This is a genomic window from Raineyella fluvialis, assembly GCF_009646095.1.
Classification (GTDB): Bacteria; Actinomycetota; Actinomycetes; order Propionibacteriales; family Propionibacteriaceae; genus Raineyella; species Raineyella fluvialis.
Genome location: NZ_CP045725.1, coordinates 955,094 through 976,104, shown reverse-complemented (window position 1 = coordinate 976,104; position 21,011 = coordinate 955,094). Strand labels below are relative to the sequence as shown.

At 70.4% G+C, this 21,011-nt stretch carries 17 protein-coding genes; 6 read left to right on the top strand and 11 right to left on the bottom strand.

Translation table 11 applies throughout. The annotated features are described in order from the left end of the window. The first annotated feature begins 15 nt into the window (after nt 1–15). Nucleotides 16–918, top strand: coding sequence for a sugar phosphate isomerase/epimerase family protein (locus Rai3103_RS04465; RefSeq protein ID WP_153571568.1), 903 nt, complete (start codon nt 16–18; stop codon nt 916–918). 171 nt (nt 919–1,089) lie between these two features. Next, nucleotides 1,090–4,101, top strand: coding sequence for an RHS repeat domain-containing protein (locus Rai3103_RS04460; RefSeq protein ID WP_153571567.1), 3,012 nt, complete (start codon nt 1,090–1,092; stop codon nt 4,099–4,101). Nucleotides 4,102–4,157: 56 nt separating this feature from the next. Here the strand turns inward: Rai3103_RS04460 and Rai3103_RS17470 are convergent, their stop codons facing one another. Both Rai3103_RS17470 and Rai3103_RS17465 read right to left on the bottom strand, forming a co-directional pair. Continuing rightward, entirely contained in the window at nt 4,158–5,147 is a 990-nt protein-coding gene (locus tag Rai3103_RS17470; protein ID WP_228489165.1) for a phytoene desaturase family protein, read from the bottom strand. Beyond that, complete coding sequence (locus Rai3103_RS17465; RefSeq protein WP_228489164.1) at nt 5,144–5,767, bottom strand: phytoene desaturase family protein; 624 nt, start codon at nt 5,765–5,767, stop codon at nt 5,144–5,146. The genes Rai3103_RS17470 and Rai3103_RS17465 overlap by 4 nt, the downstream gene beginning before the upstream one ends. 154 nt (nt 5,768–5,921) lie before the next feature. Between Rai3103_RS17465 and Rai3103_RS04450 the strand changes: the two genes are divergently transcribed. The 4 genes from Rai3103_RS04450 to Rai3103_RS04435 all read left to right on the top strand — a co-directional run bounded on the left by Rai3103_RS04450 (nt 5,922) and on the right by Rai3103_RS04435 (nt 8,369). After that, nucleotides 5,922–6,347 (top strand): SPW repeat protein, encoded by a 426-nt coding sequence (locus tag Rai3103_RS04450; protein WP_153571566.1) that lies wholly within the window; start codon nt 5,922–5,924, stop codon nt 6,345–6,347. Between the two features lie 203 nt (nt 6,348–6,550). After that, a complete protein-coding gene (locus tag Rai3103_RS04445) occupies nt 6,551–6,931 on the top strand; it encodes an SPW repeat domain-containing protein (protein ID WP_153571565.1) in 381 nt (126 codons plus the stop codon). A 119-nt stretch (nt 6,932–7,050) separates the two neighbouring features. After that, nucleotides 7,051–7,524, top strand: a complete 474-nt coding sequence (locus tag Rai3103_RS04440) for a GNAT family N-acetyltransferase (RefSeq protein ID WP_153571564.1) — start codon at nt 7,051–7,053, stop codon at nt 7,522–7,524. Further along, complete coding sequence (locus Rai3103_RS04435; RefSeq protein ID WP_153571563.1) at nt 7,521–8,369, top strand: phosphatase PAP2 family protein; 849 nt, start codon at nt 7,521–7,523, stop codon at nt 8,367–8,369. Before Rai3103_RS04440 ends, Rai3103_RS04435 begins: the two co-directional genes overlap by 4 nt. A 148-nt stretch (nt 8,370–8,517) precedes the next feature. Here the strand turns inward: Rai3103_RS04435 and Rai3103_RS04430 are convergent, their stop codons facing one another. The 9 genes from Rai3103_RS04430 to Rai3103_RS04395 form a co-directional block, all read right to left on the bottom strand. After that, nucleotides 8,518–9,351 carry a class II aldolase/adducin family protein gene (locus Rai3103_RS04430; protein WP_228489163.1) on the bottom strand — a complete coding sequence of 278 codons (834 nt, stop codon included), beginning with the start codon at nt 9,349–9,351 and terminating at the stop codon, nt 8,518–8,520. A gap of 74 nt (nt 9,352–9,425) precedes the next feature. Beyond that, nucleotides 9,426–10,199 carry an FGGY-family carbohydrate kinase gene (locus Rai3103_RS17460; protein WP_228489162.1) on the bottom strand — a complete coding sequence of 258 codons (774 nt, stop codon included), beginning with the start codon at nt 10,197–10,199 and terminating at the stop codon, nt 9,426–9,428. Next, on the bottom strand, nt 10,196–10,918 hold the full coding sequence (locus tag Rai3103_RS17455; protein ID WP_228489161.1) for an FGGY family carbohydrate kinase: 723 nt from the start codon (nt 10,916–10,918) through the stop codon (nt 10,196–10,198). The genes Rai3103_RS17460 and Rai3103_RS17455 overlap by 4 nt, the downstream gene beginning before the upstream one ends. Before the next feature lie 3 nt (nt 10,919–10,921). Next, nucleotides 10,922–12,106: an L-rhamnose isomerase gene (gene rhaI, locus Rai3103_RS04420; protein ID WP_153571562.1), complete on the bottom strand. Its 1,185-nt coding sequence runs from the start codon at nt 12,104–12,106 to the stop codon at nt 10,922–10,924. A gap of 82 nt (nt 12,107–12,188) precedes the next feature. Beyond that, on the bottom strand, nt 12,189–14,678 hold the full coding sequence (locus Rai3103_RS04415; protein WP_153571561.1) for a beta-glucosidase family protein: 2,490 nt from the start codon (nt 14,676–14,678) through the stop codon (nt 12,189–12,191). 30 nt (nt 14,679–14,708) lie between these two features. Further along, the gene (locus tag Rai3103_RS04410; protein WP_153571560.1) at nt 14,709–17,372 is read right to left on the bottom strand and encodes a glycoside hydrolase family 78 protein; all 2,664 of its coding nucleotides are present in this window, start codon (nt 17,370–17,372) and stop codon (nt 14,709–14,711) included. Nucleotides 17,373–17,402: 30 nt separating this feature from the next. Next, nucleotides 17,403–18,686: an MFS transporter gene (locus Rai3103_RS04405; RefSeq protein WP_194793262.1), complete on the bottom strand. Its 1,284-nt coding sequence runs from the start codon at nt 18,684–18,686 to the stop codon at nt 17,403–17,405. Nucleotides 18,687–18,816: 130 nt separating this feature from the next. Then, entirely contained in the window at nt 18,817–19,821 is a 1,005-nt protein-coding gene (locus Rai3103_RS04400; RefSeq protein ID WP_153571558.1) for a LacI family DNA-binding transcriptional regulator, read from the bottom strand. Beyond that, nucleotides 19,818–20,855: a LacI family DNA-binding transcriptional regulator gene (locus tag Rai3103_RS04395; protein ID WP_153571557.1), complete on the bottom strand. Its 1,038-nt coding sequence runs from the start codon at nt 20,853–20,855 to the stop codon at nt 19,818–19,820. The genes Rai3103_RS04400 and Rai3103_RS04395 overlap by 4 nt, the downstream gene beginning before the upstream one ends. Between the last annotated feature and the right edge of the window lie 156 nt (nt 20,856–21,011).

Below are 21,011 nucleotides of genomic sequence, written 5' to 3'. Positions count from 1 at the left end.
GACAGCGGTGACCCCATGACTCCCACCAGTCCCAGAACCCCCTCCACCTCTCCCGATCCCACCGCTCCTCGCGGCCGCGAGGTCGTCGGCATCTCGACCATCACCTTCCGCCACCGCCCGCTCGAGGAGGCGCTGCGCCTGATCGAGGGCATTGGTGCCGTCGAGATCGACCTCGGCGCGATCCCTGACGTCACCGACCACGTCCCGGTGCCCTTCCACGGCGATGTCGCGGCCTATCTCGAACTCCTCGAACGGCACCACCTGCGCGCCGGGGCGGTGAACGCCGACATCGGCAACATCAACGACCCGGCGTACGACCGGGAGGCGCTGCAGGAGCGGACCGAGCCACTGCTGGACCTCGCGGTCGCCACGGGTGGGGCGCTGATCGTCAACTGCGGGCGCCAGGACCGGGCCGACTACGTCGACGAGAGGTCCGACATGGCTGCCGTCGCGGGCAACCTGGAGTACCTCGGCCGACTCAGCGCCGACCACGGCGTACGACTCCTCGTCGAGGTGCTGCACCACCGCCGATGGATCCACTCCGTGGACCGGGCGAACCGGCTGCTGGAGCTGGTGGACCCGTCCGTTTTCGGGCTGCTCTTCGACACCGCGCACGTGGGGGCCTCGGAGGAGGACGTGGTCGGTTGGGCCGAGCAGGTGCACGACCGGATCGAGCGCGTCCACTTCCGCGACGCCCTGCCGGGCAACCTCAATGTCGGTATCGGCCGGGGCACGGTCGACTTCGCGGCGGTGATCGACACGCTGGAGCGGCACGGGTTCGGGGGGTCGTACGTCCTCGAGTTGGAGACCCACGACGTGGCTGAGGAGGACCGCGAGGCGGACGCGAAACGCAGCTTCGACCTCATCGCGGAAATGGTGGCCGCTCGGCCGGCCCCACAGGAGATGTCCGGCCGCTGAGGCGGCCGGCGAGGGGGAGAAGACCCGGCGGCGGAGGGATGGTGCCCCTCCGCCGCCGGCTCGAGCACGAAGGTAAGGCTTACCTGTGACTTAAGACACATTGGGCGGGGGTTCCGCTACTCTCGAAATGTCCCAGCGTGTCCCCCCGGCCCGTGAAAGGGAGTGGGCGCCATGCCCAGGAACAGCGGGAACGTCACATCAGACACACGCCATCGGGGGATCGTCCGCAAGGTCGACCCGGAGGCCGAGGCCAAATCCGGGGACCTGACTTTCTCCCCCGACTACACGGTCACCAGCACCGACGACAAGGGCGGCAAGGTCCTCGCCGACGTCGAGGTGATCCTCGTCTTCTGGGGCGGCTTCTGGAGTGCCACCCCTGCTCCGTCGCCCTCGCGGAACGAGTACGAGCAGGCCATCCAGGGTATCGTCACCGGGCCCTACCTGAGCGGACTCAACCAGTACCGCGGCGTCGGGCAGGGCAGCGTCGTCTACAGCGAGATCTTCGACGGCACCTCCCCGTCGAACGGCTACACCGACGCCGACGTCGTCGCGATGTTGAAGGGTCGCTTCGCGAACAACACGTCGATGCCGAAGCCGGCCTCCGGGCACAACCGCTTCTATGCCGTCATCGCCCCGCAGGGAGTCGCCAACAGCCTCAGCCAGTTCGCCGGCCAGCATCAGAGCCTCACCTACAACGGCGCCACGGCCTATTACGCCTGGGTCGACAACACCGGCTCGCTGACCGGGCACGACTGCGTGACCAAGGTCTTCTCCCACGAACTCGTCGAGGCGCTCACCAATCCCGACGTCGACACCTCGAACAACAGCATCCTCGTCCAGGGCACGATGTCGAACGGGACCACCGTCACCAACGACGAGATCGGCGACACCTGCAACAACGAGTTCGCCACCGTCGACATGAACGGCATCACCTGCTCCGTCCAGAGCTACTGGAGCAAGGCGGCCGACACCTGCGTCCTGCCGCTCGGCTCGGTCGACTTCTGGGTGGACAAGGACACCTTCGGTCGCGACGAGGTGGCCGATCTCATCGCCGCGAGCGGTGGCACCGTGCCGAACGCGTTCTGGCTCGTCGTCGAGGGTTTCAGTCAGACGACCTTCGGCTCACTGAACGTCTCCACGCCGGTGCCGACCGGGCCGTTCGCCTCGATCCCGGGGGTGACGATCAGCGCCAACGGCGCGATCGACTTCGAGAATGCGGCCCACCCCGACGAGCAGCAGCGGATCCGGGTGGCATTCGACATCACGTTTGACGCCGCGGTGCTGTCGCAATTCCCGGCCAGCGGGAGCCAGACGTACGCCCTCGATGCGTTTCTCGCCACCGACGGCAGCAAGGTGGCCTCGACCGACACGTCGACCCTCTTCGAGTTGGTCGCCGGCGCCGACCCGTACGTCACCAACATCGACCCGTCGCAGGGCAACGTCTTCTACCTCAGTCAGGACCTACGTGTCTTCACGGCGACGCCGGGGATGGACGCGACCCCGGTGCCCGGCGGGCCGGCGTTCCTGTCCGACGACACCGCCGGGGCGTACGACTACGTGCAGCGGCTGCTCACCTGGCTGAACGCCACGTACGCGGACCCGGCCGGGACTGATCCGTTCACGGCTGTCCTGCCGGACCAGGGCACGGCCCTCACCAGCGACTCGTCGGTGACGCCGTTCACGGTCGACTTCAGCGGCTTCTTCCCGCAGATCTTCACCAACTACCAGTTCGCCATCGCCCGCGTACGGCTGCGTGGCACCGCCGGCCCGGCCGGCGCGGCCAGCGGGGTGCGGACGTTCTTCCGGCTGTGGTCCACCGAGACCGCCGACACCGACTACCAGCCCACGTCGACGTACGCCAGTGACCTCGACGCCGCCGGCCTGCCGAGCGCCCCACAGGTGGGCGCCGGACACACCACCCTGCCGTTCTTCGCCTCCGGCAATCTGGGGGCGAACAACGACTACGGCCCGGGTGGCACCAACACCCGTGACCTCGTCATCGCCGGCGGGCAGGACAGCGTCTGGGCGTACTTCGGCTGCTTCCTCAACCTCTACGACGGGTCGTACGTCATCGACGGCCGGCAGATCCAGGGGTGGCTGAACGGCACGCATCACTGCCTGGTGGCGCAGGTCGCGTACGACGGGGCACCGGTCTTCGACGGGGCCACCCCGGAGGCGTCGGACAAGTTGGCCCAGCGCAACCTGCAGGTCACCACGTCCGACAACCCCGGTCCGGCGTCCGCGCACCGCGTCCCGCAGACCTTCGACGTGCGACCGAGCCAACTCGGAGCGGTGGACGGCGTCGACGAACTGATGATCGACTGGGGCGCGATCCCGGCCGGGAGCACGGCCTCGATCTACTGGCCGGCGGTCGATGCCACGGAGGTGCTCGACCTGGCCTCGTCGCTGTACCGCACGCACGGGCTGAGCGTCGGGGCGGATCCGCACACGATCCGCTGCGACGTCACCGGTGGGGTGACGTACCTGCCCATCCCGGCCCGGGCCGGGGAGAACTTCGCCGGCCTGCTGACCGTCGACCTGCCGACAACCGTGCGGGCCGGGGAGGACTACGAGGTCGTCGTCCGACGGCTCGGGCACAAGGCGGACCGCATCATCTACTTCCGCAAGGACCGCGAGCACCGGGAGGGTGACCACGAGGAACCGGCCACCCGGGCCGGGGCCACGTGGCGCTACGTGATCGGGACGTTCTCGGTGAAGATCCCGGTCGGGACCGCCGAGACGATGCTGCTGCCGGAGGAGAACACTCTGGCCATCCTGCGCTGGCGGCTGGGGCAGTTGCCACCCGGCGATCGCTGGTACCCGGTGACGAAACGCCACGTCGACCTGGTCGCGGGGCGGGTGGCCGGCCTGGGTGGCGATCCGGACTCGATCCAGCCCTCGCCGACCGGCGTGCCGCTGCCGGACACCGGACGGCCGGGCAAGGGCGAGTGCGACGAGGACCTGGTCGAACACAGCGGGCGGGTCGAGGAGATCGTCTTCGACTGCCACGGGCGGATCGAGGGCTTCGTCATCGAGGGCTGCTGCGAGCGGCACGCGTACGTGACCCGGGACCCGGACCTGGCCGAGCTGATCCTGCGGGCGCGGCGGGATCGGTTCGACCTGACCGTCCTGTCGCCGCGGCAGCGGCCGAGGGAGGTCGTCCGGATCGTCGTCCGGGCCTGAGGGACGCGAGGAGCTCAGGGCTCCCTCCCGCGACCTGCCTGCAGAAGCCGAGCGGGTCAGAACCGTGGCAGCGGACGCTGCAGCAGCAGCTGGGCGCGGGACGTGGCCCGACTGAGCGGACGCGACCAGCGGTTCGCCCCCCACAGGGCGGCCTTGGCGGCGTTGAAGCCGGCGCCTCCGTGCACGCCGCCCCCTGGGTGCGTGCCGGCCGACGCCAGGTAGAGACCGGCGACGTGGGTGAACGGTCCCCCCAGGCCGGTGAGGGGCCGCCACGGTCCCTGCTGGAACAACTGCGACGTACCCGCGCCGACCGCGCCATGGACGAGATTGGGGTCGGCCTCCTGCAGTGTGGTGGGGGTCTGCAGCCACCGTCCCTGCTCCAGATCCCGCCAGCCGGGGGCGAGCTCGTCGAACATCGCCTCCACCGTGACCAGGGACCGGGCGACGGCCTCCTCGTCCTTGCCCGCCTCCACCAGCGGAACGTGGGTGTAGGCCCACAGCGATTCGGTGCCGGCGGGGGAGCGGGTCGGGTCGGTCGTGGTGGTCTGGCCGACCAGGCAGAAGGCGCGCTCAGGGACCTTGCCGCTGGCGATGTCCGCATGCCAGCGCACCAGCTCCGTATGGGAGAGCCCCGCGTGGACGACGGCGGCCTCCCGGGCGCGGGCGGCCCGCCAGGGCATGGGGCCGGTCAGGAGGAGGTTCAGCTTCACGGTGGACGGGTCCCAGGTGAAGCGGTCCATCCGCGCGAGCACGCCGGCGGGAACCGCATCACCGGGCAGCAATTCCCGATACAACGCCGGCGCGGAGACATCCACAATGACGGCGCGCCGGGCCCGGCGTGTGGTCCCGTCAGCCAGCCGTACGCCGGTGGCCCGACCGCCCCTGACGGTGATCCCGGCGACCGGCGACGAGAGCTCGATCCTGGCGCCGGCATGCTCGGCCCGGCGCGCCAGGGCCTGCGCCAGAGTGCCCGCGCCTCCCTTGGGTGCCGCAAAGCCGACGTCCTGGGCCAGCATCGTCATCAGGAACCCCATCAACCCGCTCACGGGGCCAGGGGAGAGACGTCGGCGTGCGCGGCATTCCCGGCCAGGAGGTCGCGTCCCCGGGTGCCGCCGAACCATTCCCTGCCCATCTGGTGCGAGGGCAGCATCGCGAACCGTACGAAGTCCAGGAACTCCGATCCGCCCAGCCCGAAGGCGAGTCGTGCTCCGGCCCGGACCGGCGGCCAGCCGTGCAGCAGTGCGTCGAGCAGGGGCTCCTTCACCCGACGCCAGCCGGTGAAGAGCTTCAGCCACGCGTCGCCGTCGCCAGGATGGTCCTCGTCCAGCGCTTTCGCGGTGTCCTCCGCGGTGGCCCTCACCGGGGTGCCCTCGCCGTCCTCGCCGCTGGCGACGTGCACCACAGCGGGACGGTGGTCGACCCACTCCAGGCCGTGCTGCTCCAGGTCCAACGACTGCAGCACCGGCGAGGCCTTGCCCAGAGGGTGGTAGGAGGAGAACTCGTCGACCACGAACCCGTCGATCGTCCGGGAGGCGACCGCGCCCCCTGGCCGGTCGCGACCTTCGTGGACGACGACATCCCATCCGGCGTCAGCCAACAGCGCGGCAGCCACCAACCCGTGGTGTCCGGCTCCGATGACGACCGCGTCCACGATTCGCTCGTCCACGTGTCGATGGTACGAGCGGCCGTCGCCGTCGAGACCTCTCAACGTGCCGGCACAGAGCCTGCATAGGTAGCGGAACTACGCTGGAAACGGCTCTTGGGACCGCAGTCTTGTCCCGCGGCGGTCCGTACAGCTCTCAGGAGAGGGTCAGTCCGTCATGAGTACACGTCATCAGGCCGTTCACCTTCCGCTGGAAGTTCGGGTGCGGCGGCATTGGGAAGACGACATCAGCATCCTGGCCGGCCTCTATCTGGTCCTGGCCCCGCTCTGGTTGCAGATGAGGCAACCGCGAGCGATCTGGTTGGTCCCGTTCGGCGTGATGCTGATCGCCTTCGGCGCTTGGGCGGAGTTCCGCGAGAAGGCCTCGGCCTTCGCCGAAGGCATGGTGGCTCTCGCCGGCGCCTTCATCATCGCCTCGCCCTGGATCGGTGATTTCGCCGGACGCAACGCTCTCGCCCTGTCGGCGTGGGTCGTGGGTGCCATCGCCATCGTCATGGCCGTCGTCGAGACGACGAGTCGTCGTCGGCGCGTGGTGGAAGGTGGTGAGCCCATCCGCAGGCCCATCGGCCCGGCCCGGCCCTAGCCGTGATCCTTGGCAGGTGTGGTCCCTGTCAGTCGCTTCCAGTTGATCCCGAGTCGTGACGTTGCGCAGTTGGTAAGGGGCCGATCCCGGGGTTCACTTGAAGTGAGCCAGAGGCGTCGCGTGCCGGCGCACCGCACCGACCACCACCCCTGACGGTTCCCCCGGAGGGACCGGGGGACGAGTAGTCGGAAGGAGCACTTCCCATGAAGAAATGGACACGTTGGGAGGACTACGTGGCTCTGGCGGCCGGCCTGTTCACCGTGCTTGCAGCGCTCATCTGGGCGACGACGACGCCTATCGCGATGACACTGATGTTGGTGTTCGGTGGACTGCTGATCGTCACAGGAATCCTCAACCTGTCCATGCCAGGAACCCCGTGGCTCGAATACGCACAGTGCGCCTTCGGCGTACTGCTGTTCGTGTCCCCGTGGGTCGGCATGTATGCGTCGCCCGCGACGCTGGCCTTCTCTTCCGCGACCTGGACGTCGTGGATCGCCGGCATCATCGCCGCTGTCGTGACCGCCGCGGCCTTCCGGCCCGCGATGAATGCACGGCACGGCGGCCGGATGGCGCACCAGCACTGAATCCACCCCTCGACGAGACGGCCGCGACCCTTCGGGGCCGCGGTCGTCTGCTGCGGTTGCGCGCTGGCGTCGCGCGCTTGTCACGGCCGCGTTCGGATGGGTCGACTAGATTGCTGAGCGTGCAGGTGAGAAACGCGACGGCGATGGACGTGCCCGAGATCGTCCGACTCAAGGCCCTGATCCTGACCTCCTCCTACCCGTTCGACGTCCGGCTCGACGAGCACCCGGACTGGCCTCAGCGGGCGGCCGCCGGCATCACCGACATGCTCGAGCACCCCGACTACACGTTCTTCGTCATCGACGAGGAGCCGGGCCGGCTGGCCGGCTGCATCAGCGCCGGCATCACCCATCACGTGCCCGGGCCCGAATGGGGTGCGCGGCATGCGTACATCGCCGATATGTGCACCGACGAGCCGTATCGCGGCCAAGGCCTCGGCCGGGCGCTGATGCAGGCCGCGCTGGACTGGTGCCGACAGCACGGAGCCCAGTCGGCCCGGCTGGACGCGACACCGGGCGCGGTCGAGGTCTACCGGCGGTTCGGCTTCGACCTGCGGGCCGACGAACTGTTCCCGGCGATGCGCGTCCTGCTATGAGCCAGCCGGGCGAGGACGCGGACCGGGGCACCGGGGGCGAGGTGCGGGAGGACCGCACCGTCGGCGACCGGGACCTGACCTGCTGGAGATCACCCTTGGGGCGCTGGTCGGCCCGGATCATGCATCGGATCAGCCTGACCCTCGGTCCGAAGAAGGCTCTGGTCCTGATCCTGGCGCTCGGTGCTGCGATCAGCGCGACGATGACCTGGGTGGCTTCCGAGATCTACGAGGCGGTGATCGAGACCGACGGGGTCGCGCTGTTGGATCATCCGGTGCTGGAGGCCATGAAGCGTCTGCGTTCTCCCTGGCTGGACGCTTTCGCCACCGACTACACCAACCTCGGCGGTGTGATCGGGATGCCGATCCTGGCCACGGTGATCATGGTGATCCTGGCACTGCGACGGCGCTCGTGGACACCGGTCATCCTGATCACCGCAGCCGGGGTCGGGTCCCTGCTGATGACGATCGCGGGGAAGGAACTCACCGGGCGTGCCCGCCCGGCCCTGGTGGACGCGGTGCCGCCCTATGAGTACTCCCCGTCCTTCCCGTCCGGGCACACGCTGAACTCGCTGGTGATCGCCGGCGTCGTGGCCTATCTGTTGGTCCTGCGCCAGCGCCGCCGCCGCGACCGCGTCCTCACCGTTGGGGTGGCGGCGCTCTTCGCCTTCACGATCGGGGTCAGCCGGGTGTTCCTGGGGCATCACTGGCTGACTGACGTCCTGGCCGCCTGGTTCCTGGGCGTCGCCTGGCTCTCCGTGGTGATCATGACCCACCGGCTGTACCTCAGCGCCACCCGCCGCATCACTGAGGGGCCTGTCGATACGGAATTGCCCGGAGGCGGGTGAGCGGATTCTGGCGGCTCAGCGCGCGGGGTGGTTGCTCCTCGTGAACGGACGCACGGTTCGGCGCCATTGGCGTGGTCGGGGTGTGACGATCGGTGGGCCCAGCCGCCAGAATCCGCTCACGTGTTCCGGGAGCGATGGCTCTGCGAGCTCAGAACAGCGTCGTCGGCACGTCGAACGCGACGACTACGCGGTGCAGTTCCTCATCGCTGAGGCCTTCGCCGACCCCGCCGGCAGCGATGTTGCGGTACTCGTACATGGCCCCGGCCTCGGCGTACTCCACCTTGTCGATGGCGGCCAGCGGCGAGTCGTCGGAGCGGACCATGATGCCGTGCTTCGACCACAGCACGATCTGGTGCTCGCGCAGCCCCGCGACGTTGTTCTCCATCAGCTCCTGGCTGCCCGGGACCATGAAGTCGAGCACACCGATGCCGGCCGGTAGCTGGACGATCGTCTCCGGCTCCCAGCGCAGGATGCGCCGGTTGAACGCGGCGGTGGTCCGGATCTCCTTCATGTGGGAGAGGCTGACCAGATACGGCGGCTGGGCGTGGATGACGGCCTGGTAGTCGACGCCGCGGCGGGCGACCTGGTCCTCGTGGACGGCGAGGTGGCTGTTGAACTCCGAGGTGGGCCGGGCGTACGCCCGATCGTCGGCGAAGTGCAGCATGCCGGTGCGCCCGCCCTCGTCGATGGTGATCGCGGCGACGTTCGCGGTGGGGGCTGCGGCGACGTCCCGCAGACGGCAGCCGGAGCCGGTGACGAAGACCGTACGGCCGGCGAGGTGCGGCACCACCCACGGCAGGTCGATCGCCTCGGTGTGTGGGAAGAGGCCGCCCAGCTCGAGCTCGGCGGTGGTGCAGACGGAGATGTTGCCGGCGCCGGCCTCGCAGGCGCCGAGGTGGTCGATGCGGCTGCCGGCGGCACCCATGGAGGCCAAGATCTGCTCGACGGTGGTGTGGGTGGTCATGGTCATGATGGTGGTCATCTCGGGTCCTCGTGTCAGGTGGAAGGGTGGTTCGTGGGTGCGGTCAGGGGTCGGGCGGACGGTCAGGAGCGCGGTCAGAGTCGCGGCACCCGGGCGTCGGCGGCAGCCCAGGTCGGGCCACTGCACGGCAGGTAGCGGGTGGTCGGGAAGGAACGCCGGATGATCCGACGCAGGGCGGTGAGATCGCCGGGGGCACGCCCGATGGCCCGCAGCTGGACGACCAGGTTGCCAATGCCGGTGCCCTCGACGGGGCCCGCCTCGACCGGCAGCCCCGTCGCGTCGGCGGTGAGCTGGCATAGCAGGGCGTTGCGGCTGCCGCCCCCCAGGAGGTGGACCGTCCGGATCTCCGTGCCGGAGAGCCGGGCGGCGTCCTCGAGCGCTCGGCGGTAGGCGAGGGCGAGGGAGTCGATGATGCAGCGGAGGAACTCACCGCGGGTCCGCGGCGCGGGTTCGCCGGCCTCCCGGCACAGCCCGGCGACCCGGGTGGGCATCCCCCCGGGGGCGAGGAGCCGGGGGTCGTTGATGTCGATCAGACTGCGCAGCGCCGGGGCGGCGGCCGCCTCGGGCAGCAGCCGATCCCAGGCGAGGTCGGTCTGGCCCTCGTAGCGCCAGTGGTTGAGGCACTCGGTCAGCACCCACAGGCCCATCACGTTCTTGAGGTAGCGGACCGTGCCGTCGATGCCGAGCTCGTTGGTGAAGTTGGCCTCCAGACTCTCCGGCGTACGGATCGGCCGGTCGAGCTCGACACCGACCAGCGACCAGGTGCCGCAGGAGATGTACGCGAAGTGCTCGTCGACCGCCGGGACCGCCACCACTGCCGAGGCGGTGTCATGGCTGCCGACCGTCACCAGGGGGTGGCGGCACCGGACGACGTGGTGAGCTCGAGGTGAGGGACATCGATGGGGCCGAGGACCGTCCCCGGCTCGACCAGTTCGGGCAGCAGGCGTCGGGCATCCATGTGGAAGCGGTCGCGGAGCAGGCCCAGCAGGTCGGCCGACCAGCGACGCGCGGCCACGTCGAGCAGGCCCGTCGTCGAGGCGTTGGTGACCTCGGCGACCTCGCGGCCGGTCAACCAGTAGCCGAGCAGGTCCGGCATCAACAGCAGTCGCTTGGCCAGCGAGGCGCCGGCGAGGTCACGGTCGGCCAGCAGCTGGAAGAGCGTGTTGAACGGCTGCACCTGCAGGCCGTTGACGGCGTAGAGGTCGGCCGCGGGCAGATGGGCGAAGAAGCGTTCCGGCATCGGCTCCGTACGCTCCGAGCGGTAGCTGGTCGGGTTGGCCAGCAGGCGGCCGTCCCGGTCGAGCAGCCCGTAGTCGACACCCCAGGTGTCGATGCCGACCGCCTCGACCGGGCCTCGGCGTCCCGCGCACCGCAGGCCGTCCTGGACGCCCTGCCACAGCGCCAGCGCGTCCCACTGCAGGTCGGCCCCGCGGCGGGTCCGGGTGCGGACCGCGCCGTTGGGGAAACGACCCGTCTCCTCGAGGTGGAGGACGTCGTCGGGGCCCAGAATGCCGGTGAGGACCCGCCCGCTGGTAGCGCCGAGGTCGACGGCGGCGACAGTCGTCATGGCTCAGGCGGCCCAGCTGGCCTGCTGGCCGCCGACGCGCTCGGCGGAGATCCGCTCGAGGTAGCCGGAGGCCAGGAAGGCGGCCATCGGGTCGGGGGCGAGGCCCTGGCTCTCGCGCAGTTCGCCGAGCAGCGGGCGCACGTCGGTGTTGTATGCGTCCATCAGGATGCCGTTCGCGCCGAGCACGTCACCGTTGCGCTGCGCCTGGGCCAGCGCGACGCGGTCGACCAGCAGGGCCTTGGCGGTGGCCTCTTGGACGTTCGTGATGGAGCGGATCTCGCCGGGGATCTTCGCCTCGAGGTTGTGGCACTGGTCGAGGACGAAGGCGACGCCGGAGTCCGGGTCGAGCGCGCCACCGGCGACGATCTCGTTCATGATCCGGAACAGCTGGAACGGGTCCGCCGCGCCGACGATCAGGTCGTCATCGGCGTAGAACCGCGAGTTGAAGTCGAACGCGCCGAGCCGTCCGACGCGCAGCAACTGGGCGACGATGAACTCGATGTTGGTGCCGGGGGCGTGGTGGCCGGTGTCGAGGACGACCGAGGCCTTGTCGCCGAGGGCGAGGCAGTGCAGCAGGCTGGTGCCCCAGTCCGGGACGTCGGTGTGATACATCGCCGGCTCGAAGAACTTGTACTCCAGGATCAGCCGCTGGTCGGGGCCGAGGTCGGCGTAGATCTGCTGCAGCGACTCGGCGAGCCGGTCCTGGCGCTCGCGGATGGAGTCCTGGCCCGGGTAGTTGGTGCCGTCGGCGAGCCAGATCTTCAGGTCCGTCGAACCCGTCGCCGACATGATGTCGAGGCAGCGGCGGTGGGCGTCGACGGCCTTGCGCCGGATCGCCTTGTCGGGGTTGCACAGCGAGCCGTACTTGTAGTCGTCGTCCTGGAAGACGTTGGAGTTGATCGCCCCGATCTCGATGCCCAGGTCCTCGGCGTAACGGCGGAGATCCGCCCAGTCGTCGACCAGGTCCCACGGGATGTGCAGCGAGACCTTGCTCGCCGCGCCGGTGTACTGGTGCACCTGGGCGGCGTCGGCCAGCTTCTCGTACGGGTCGCGGGGCGTGCCGGGGGTGCCGAACACCTTGAAGCGGGTGCCGGAGTTGCCGAACGCCCACGAGGGGAGCTCGATGTTCTGCGATTCCAGCAGCCGACGGGCTTCGGGGGTGAGGGAGGACAGGGTCGGGGTGGACATGAGGGGGCCTTTCGAGGGGTGATGAGCGACGTCGTTGTCGGAGATCAGTGCGGGGTGTCGTGCGGGATGAACCCGCGGGAGGTCAGCGGACGATCGGGAGTGCCGGCAGGGTGTCGGCGGCCGAGAGACCGACGTGCACCCGGAACTCGCCCGGTTCGACGGCCCAGTGGTGCTGGTCGACGTCCCAGTGCCGGAACGCCCGCTCGGGCAGGGTGATGTCGAGCGTCCGGCTGTCGCCGGGTGCCAGGGAGACGCGCCCGAAGGCGGCCAGCCAGCGCGCGGGACGACGTACGGCGGTGTCGGGGCGGGACAGGTAGACCTGCGCGACGGTCGAGCCGGGCCGGTCGCCGGTGTTGGTCACCGTGACGCGAACGCCGTGCTCGGTTGCGCCGGCCTCCGACAGGACCCAACTGGTGTAGCCCATCCCGTGGCCGAACCAGACCGCCGGCTGGACGCCCTGCTCCTCGTACGCCCGGTAGCCGATCGTCAGGCCCTCGGCGTACGTCACGGTGCCGTCGGCGTCGGGGACGTTCTGCGGGATGATCGCGGTGCCGGGGCGACCCCAGGTCGTCGGCATCCGGCCGCCGGGCTCGGTGATGCCGGTCAGGACGTCCGCGAGTGCCTCGCCGAACTGCTGGCCGGGGAACCAGACGATCAGCACAGCCCTGGCGCGGTCGAGCCACGGCATCTCCACCGGGGCGCCGGCGTTCACCACGATCACGGCGTCCGGGTCGGCGTCGAGGACGGCGTTGACGAGGTCGTCCTGGCGGCCGGGGAGGGCTAGCGAGGTGCGGTCGAAACCCTCGGACTCGACCTCCTCGGTGGTGCCGACCACGACCACGGTGGCGTCGGAGGCCCGGGCCAGTGCGCTGGCGGCCGCGATCTCCTCGTCGTCGGTGCCGTGCGGGGCCTCCAGATTGACCTGCAGCACCCAGAGGTCGAGGGGTCCACCGGTCGCTGCGGCGTATTCGACGGTCAGCAGGGTGGTCTCGCCGGCGTCGAGGTGGCGGGTGACGAGGAGTTGCGGCGGCCGCATCATCCCCTCGACCACGTCGGCACCGGGCCGGGTGGTGACGTTGTCATCGGCGACGATCTCGCCGTCGAGGGTCAGCACCAGATGGCCCACCCCGGAGGCGCCGAGGCGATGATCGCCGCACGTACGGGCGGTGATGAGGGTGCTCACCCGTACCGACGCGACGCGGTCGTCGTCGATGTCCGTGCCGAACGTGCCGATCCAGTTGAAGTTGCCGTAGCGGCGCTGTTCAGCCGCGAGGACCGCGCCGGTCGCGTCGAGGTACTCGACCTGCAGGCCCGGGCCGGACCCGTCGGGGAGATCAGTCTCGCCGGCCTCGAGGCTCGGCACCCGATCGGTGCTGTGGACGCCGAGGGCGGTGCGCACCTCCGCCTGGGGGAGGGCCGCGGCGATGCCGGCGGCCGGGTGGACGACCCGCTCGGGCAGCACGGAGGCGGATCCTCCGCCTGCGGTCCGGCCGTGCACCGCGTTGGGGCCGACGACGGCGATCGATCGTACGTCGCCCGACACCGGCAGGACGGCGCCGTCACCGGAAGCCCGGCGATCGTTCTTCACCAGGACGAAGCCGGCGGCTGCGAACCGGCGCATGGCCGCGGCGACCTGCTCGGGGTCGAGCGGGGCCGCGACGCCCTGATTGCTCGTGTCGAGGGCTCCGCAGCGGGCGGCGAGCAGCAGGAGGCGTGCCACCTTGTCGTCGATCGTCGCCTCGGGGACCCGCCCCTCACGGACGGCCGTCACGAGGGCGTCGCCCCACGGACCGGCGGGGCCGGGCATCACCAGGTCGAGACCCGCATTGGCGGAGGCCTCGGTGGAGCGCGCCGCCGTCCAGTCGGACATGATCAGCGCGTCGGAGCCCCACTCTCCCTTGAGGACCTGGTCGATCAGCGGGGACTCGGTGCCGGTGACGCCGTTGACCTTGTTGTAGGCGGCCATGTACGCCCACGGCCGGGCCCGGTCCTCGATGATCTCGAAGGGGGCCAGGTAGAGCTCGCGCAGTGTCTGCTCGTCGATCAGGCAGTCGGCCGTCATCCGGTCGGTCTCCTGGTCGTTGCCGACGAAGTGCTTCACGCAGGCGCCGACCCCCTCGGCCTGGACCCCCTTCACCCAGGCGCTGCCGAGCTCGCCCGAGAGCACCGGGTCCTCCGAGTAGCACTCGAAGTGGCGGCCACCGACGGGCGTACGGTGCAGGTTGACCGTCGGCGCGAGGATCGTGTCGACGCCCTTGCGGCGCGCCTCGCCGGCCATCAGCCGGCCGAGATCGTCGAGCAGGGCGGGGTCCCAGGTCGCGGCGAGCGCGCTGGGGGAGGGGGAGTTGGCGGACCAGTCCCGGTCGTCCCAGAACTCGCCGCGGACCCCGACGGGACCGTCGGAGACGACGAGGCGGCGGAGGCCGGCGTCCGGCTCGGGGCCGACCGACCAGAAGTCGGCGCCGGTCAGCAGGGCGACCTTCTGCTCGAGGGTGAGGCGGGCCACCCGGTCACGGAGGGTATCGAGGGTGTCCAGGGTGTCGGGAGTGGTGTCGAGGTTCACGGCGTTCATCGGGGCAGGTTCCTTGGGGCGTGGGGAAGGTCAGGCGAGGGTCGCGCCGGTGGCCTCACGGGCGGCAGCCATGGCGCGCTCGAAGAGGGACATCGCGGGCGGGCGGGGCGGGTCGGCCTCCGGGGCGCGGTAGTGCGTGGTGAAGCTGTGCTGGCCGTGGCCGACCTCGGTCGCGAGCTCCGGCAGGTCGATCACCGCGGTGACGCCGACCGGGACGGTGACGTCGAGGGTGAGCTGTTCGCCCTCGCGACGCCAGCTGACCGCCACCTCTCCGTACGGTGACCGGTGGGTGGCGCTCGCGCAGGTCAGGCCGGCGCCCGGCCGCGGGGCGATCCGGACCCGGCGGTAGCCCGGCGCCACGGGCTCCAGCCCGCCGAGGACGCGGTGCAGGAAGTCGGCCACGGCACCGAGGGCGTAGTGGTTGAACGAGGTCATGTCGCCCGGGTTGATCGACCCGTCGGGGAGCATCGAGTCCCAGCGTTCCCACATCGTCGTCGCGCCCATGCTCACGGTGTAGAGCCACGACGGGCAGGCGTCGTTGGTGAGCAGGTGGTAGGCGGTGTCGAGGTGGCCGTTGTTCGCCAGGGCATCGCAGATCAGCGGGGTGCCGACGAAACCGGTGCCGACGCGGTGGTTGTTCGCCACGACGATCTCGGCCAGATGGTCCGCGGCGCGTCGACGAGCCTCGGGCTCGGTCAGCAGGTCGAACTCCAGGGCCACCGCGTACGCGGTCTGGCTGTCGCTGGCGAGCCGGCCGTGGGGAGTCGTGAACTCGTGGCGGAACGCCTCGGCCACCCGCTCCGACAGCTCCGTGTAGTGCCGGGCCAGCTCGGTGCGTCCCAGGACCTCGGCCGCCCGGCCGGTGATCCGCGCCGACAGGGCGAAGTAGGCGGTGGCGACGAGTTCGGGGGCGGTACGGGCCTCGGCGGGGTTGTCCGGCGGGGCTGTCGGGTCGAGCCAATCGCCGAGCTGTACGTCGCCGTCCCAGATCAGGGACTCCCCGGCGCGCTGGGCCACGAGGTCCACCCAGGAGGTCATGCTGTCGAACTGCCGGGCCAGCACCTCGTGGTCGCCGCACCGTTGGTAGACGGCCCACGGCACCAGGGTGGCGGCGTCGCCCCAGGCGGCCAGCGGCATGTTCGGGAAGCCGAGGGTCAGGTAGGGGACGTAGATGGGCGTCATCCCGCCGAAGTCGGCCTGTTCGGCCGCCAGGTCGTGCAGCCAGCCGCCGAGGAAGCCGGCGGTGTCGTAGAGGTAGCTCGCGGTGGGGGCGAAGACGCCGATGTCGCCCGTCCAGCCGAGGCGCTCGTCGCGCTGCGGGCAGTCGGTGGGGATGCTGACGAAGTTGCTGCGCAGGCCCCACAGGACGTTCTCGTGCAGGCGGTTGAGGAGTTCGTCGCTGCTCGACCACCAGCCGGTGCGCTCGAGGTCGGAGTGCAGGACGCGGTAGGTGATCGACTCCGCCAGCGGGCCGGCCTCCTCGGGCCAGCCGTCGATCTCGGCGTAGCGGAAGCCGTGGATGGTGAAGCGCGGTTCCCAGACCTCCTCGCTGTCGCCGGTCAGCACGTAGCGGTCGGTGGCAGCGGCGCGGCGCAGCGGGCGCACGCCCAGTTCGCCGTTCTCGAGGACCTCGGCGTGACGCACCGTCACGACGTCGCCGGCGCGGCCGGTGACGCGGATCCGCAGGCGGCCGGAGGCGTTCTGGCCGAAGTCGAGGATCGTACGTCCCGAGGGTGTCGTGATGACCTCGAGGACCGGGAGCTCGTCGGTGCACCGGACGGGCGGGCCCAGCGGGGCGACGAGGGTAGCGGTGTCCAGCTCACCCAGCGTGACGCCACCCCAGCGGGTGTCGTCGAAGCCGGGGCCGGACCAGCCGGCGGGCAGGGCCCGGGCGTCGTACGTCTCGCCTTCGTAGAGGCCGGTGGCGGTGATCGGGCTCGGGGTGCTGCGCCAGGACTCGTCGGTGCTGACGGTCTGGGCGGAGCCGTCGGCGTACGTCACCTCTAGCTGGGCGAGCAGGCCCGTGCGGTCGCCGTAGAGGTTGCGGACGCCGCCGTCGAAGCCGACGTAGCCGCGGTACCACCCGTCGGCGAGCCAGGCGCCGAGGACGTTGGGGCCGGCGGTGAGCTGGTCGGTGACGTCGAACGTCAGGTACTGGAGGCGGTGGTGGTAGCTGGTCCAGCCCGGGGCGAGTTCGACGTCGCCGAGGCGGCGGCCGTTGAGTTCGGCCTCGAACAGGCCCTGGGCGGTGAGGTAGAGGCGGGCGGAGACGGGAGTCTCGCGGAGGGTGATCTCGCGGCGGAGCAGCATCGCCGGGTGCGGGGTCGGGCCGGCGGCATCGGGTGCGGGGTGGACGAGCCGGGCGGTCCAGTCGCTGCTGTCCAGCAGGCCCGCCTCGACCGCGAGGGGTTCGCTCCAGTCGGAGGCGCTGCCATCCGCACCCGTCGTCCGGACCCGGATCGTACGACGCTCTCGGGAGGCGAGCGGGATGCCCGGCCAGGCCACCAGGACCTGGTCGGGCCCCTCGGCGGTGAACGTCGCCGGCGTTCCGGTGGCGTCGGTGATCTCGATCGTGGCGGAGGCCTGGGCCCAGCCGGTGGGTGCGTCGGTGATCTGCCAGGACAGCCGGGGTATGGTCGTGCCCAGACCGAGGGCGTCGGGGGTGTACTCAGCGCGGAGGCCGGTGACGTTCATCGCTTCTCTCCTTTCGGGGGTGTCAGGCGATCACTTGAGCTGGAAGGCCTGCTCGGGCGTGGCGCCCGCCTCCAGCGCGGCTTCGACGTCCTCGCCCTTGGGCATCCGGCGCAGCCAGAACCAGCCCAGAACGCTGGTGAAGGCGACGGCGACGGTGAGGATGATGAACAGGGTCGCCGGGCCGGTGGCCATCAGCGAGGCGGTGATCAGGGCCATCAGGGCGGCGAGGATGCGGGTGAAGAAGGTGGTGAAGCCCTGGCCCGAGCTGCGCAGCAGGGTCGGGAAGAGCTCCTGGCTCCAGATCTTCCACATCGGCTCACCGGCCACCAGGCCGCCGACGCCACCGAGCAGCTGCCAGCCGATCAGGGTCCAGGCGTGCACGCCGAAGATCAGCGGCAGGGCCTGGGAGAAGGTGTAGATGACGGCGCCGATCGCGAAGGCCGCGTAGCGGTACTTGGTGTCGATGACCCGCATGAAGACGAGCGACATGCCGACGCCGACGGCCAGGCCGACGACGCCCACCAGACCGGCCTGGGAGACAGACATGCCGGCGAACTCGGTGTAGAGGAGGGTGGCGAACTGGCCGCCGGTGTTCGCGGACAGGTTGACGATGCCGTAGAAGAGGGCGAGTCCGACGAGCGGGAAGATGAACGGCTTCGAGAAGAGCTGCTTGAGGGTGACGGCCTTGATCTCCCCGCCCTGGGCGGAGGTCGCGGACCGGACCGCGCGGTCGTGGGCGCGCTGCCACTCGGAGGACTCGGGCATCGTCGAGCGGAGGACCAGCACGACGACGGCGACGATGAGCAGGTGGATCCACATGATGCGGCCACCGAGCACGCCCAGCCCACCGGCGAACACCTGGACCAGCGAGACGGTCCCGATGGCGACCATCCACAGCACGTGGCTGAACGCGACGAGCTTGCCCTTGGCGCCCTCCGGGGCCTCCTCGGCGATCATCGACATCGAGACGGGGAGGTCGGCGCCGATCGAGAAGCCCAGGATCGGGATGCCGACATAGAGGAAGGCGATGCTCGGGGCGAAGGCCATGATCGCGATGCCGGCCGCGAGGCCGATCATCGTGGCGGTGAAGACCTTCCGGCGGCCGAAGCGGTCACCCAGTCGCCCGCCGAAAAGCGCTCCGAAGGCGAAGAGGAAGGTCAGGATCGCCGACAGCTGGCTGATGTGCTGGTTGGTGACGCCGAGGCCCTTGTAGAGGACCAGCGCGCCGCCGTTCGTGACGAGGACGCCGGCGTCGAGGTAGGACGCCATGCCCGCGAGGACGGCGACCTTCCACGCGTTCTTGGGGATACGCACCTTGACGGAGTCTACCGTCGGGGCAGTCGCGGTGGCAGTCATCGCAGGCACTCCAATTCGTCGTTGAATCGTTTCATGCAATGAGTGTGACACATCCATTGAAACGTGTCAACGCCGATGGTGTCGGGCGCTACGGGGCGGAGGCGCGCACCGCGAGGTGGGGCCGGAAGAGCACGTGCTCGACGCCCCGGCCCTCGAGGAGCAGTTCGGCCGCACGCCGTCCGAGGCTGGCCATCGGTTGCCGTACGGTCGTCAACGGGGTGATGAGTTCGGCGGCGACGGGGATGTCGTCGTAGCCGACCAGCGCCATCTCCTCGGGGATGCGGAGTCCCTCCCGGCGCAGCGTCCGCATCGCGCCGATGGCCATCACGTCGTTGACGGTGAAGGCGGCGGTGGGGCGCACCGGCCCCTCCAGGAGCAGGGACATTGCCTCGGCTCCGGCCTCGGCGCTGAACGAGTCGGCCACGAGATGGACGAGCGTCGTCCTGGGGTTGAGCCCCGCATCGCGTACGGCCTGACGCGCGCCCTCCCATCGATCCGCGGCCTGTCGCACCTCGAGGGGGCCGGAGATGACCGCGATCGAGCGGTGGCCGGAGGCCAGCAGGTGCGCCACCGCCATCCGTCCGCCGGCGACGTCGTCGACGCCCACCGTGGAGAACGCGGAGCGGCTCGACCCTCCGTCGAGCAGAACCGTGGGGATGCCTCGGCGGCGGACGAGTGCCAGGTTCTCCGGGCTTCGCTCCGAGGGGGTCAGGATGATCCCGCGCACCTGCTGGGCGGCGAGCATCTCGAGGATGCGCCGCTCTCGTTCGGGGTCGCCATCGGTGGAACTCATCATCATCGCCATCCCCCGCTGGACCAGGCTGTCCTCCACCGCCCGGGCAGCCTCGATGTAGTACGGGTTGGCGATGTCGGCCACGACGAGTCCGACGGCCTGAGAGGTGCCCTGCCGCAGGTGCCGGGCGGCCCCCGACGGAATGAAGCCCAGGTCGTCGATCGCCGTACGGACACGCTGGAGTGTGGCGTCACTGACCCGATCGGGGTGGTTGAGCACGTGGGAGACCGTGCCGACCGATACACCCGCGCGTTCGGCCACGTCCTTCACCGAGGGGCGTCCGGCACTCGGTGACGTCATGCGTCGTCTCGCCGGTGACCCGCCGTTGTCCCCCGGACGATCAACTCGGGGGTGAACACCTCGTGGTCGGAGTGCGCGGTGTCGCCGCGGAGATGGGCGGTGAGCAGCGCCATGGCCCGTTGCCCCATCAGGTGGCTGGGCTGGCGGATCGAGGACAGGGGGACGGTGGCCAGGGCGGCGAACGGGATGTCGTCGTAGCCGAGGACGGCCACCTCCTCCGGGACCCGGATCCCGGCGCTGAGCAGGGCCTGGAGGACTGCCAGAGCGATCAGGTCGTTGCCGGCGAAGATGCCGTCGGGCCTCTCGTCCGGGGGTAGGGCGGCGATCTCGGTGCCGACGCGGTGTCCCTCGTCGGCGGACATGTCGGTGGTGAGGATCTCGGTGAGGTCCACGCCGGCGGCCTCGGCGACCCTGCGGGCGCCGGCGGCTCGGTTGCGGACCTGCTCGAGGGTCCGGGGGCCCCCGACGAAGGCGATGTGGCGGCACCCGATGTCGACCAGGTGCTGACCGCCCAGCCGGCCACCCTCCGCGTCGTCCACGGCGATCGAGCTGAAGCCGGGCGTCTGCGTGAGCCGGTCGAGCAGGATGACGGGGGTGCCACGGTCACGCAGCGCGACGAGCGGCTCGACCGAGGAACCGACGGGAGTGACCAGCACGCCGTCGACGCGACTCTGCTCGAACCGCTCCAGGTACATCGCCTCGCGGTCGGGTCGCCCGGAGCTGGTGGCGAGGATCACGGCCAGCCCGCTGTCGATCGCCGCCTCCTCGACACCGGCCGCGAGGTCGGTGAAGAACGGGTTGCGGACGTCGAGGACGAGCAGACCGACGGACGCGCTGCGACCGGCCCGGAGCTGACGGGCGGCGGCGTTCGGGACGAAGCCGAGTTCGGTGATCGCCGCCTGGACCCGTGTCAGCGTCTCGGGGGAGACCTTCTCGGGGTTGTTGAGCACGTTCGACACGGTGCCGACGGACACGCCCGCCCGTTGGGCGACGTCCCGCAGCAGGGGCCCTCGGTTCGATCGGGCGCCGGCCATGCTCTGCTCCTCGTCGTTGGTGTGCAGCTGTCTTTCGAATCGTTTCACAGGAGACTGGCGGTCGTGGATGGGCTTGCCGCAGGGAGGTCCGCCATTTAGCATGTGAATCGTTTCAAGTTAGCGGTTCCTGTCTCCGCCGCGCATATCACCGTCGCA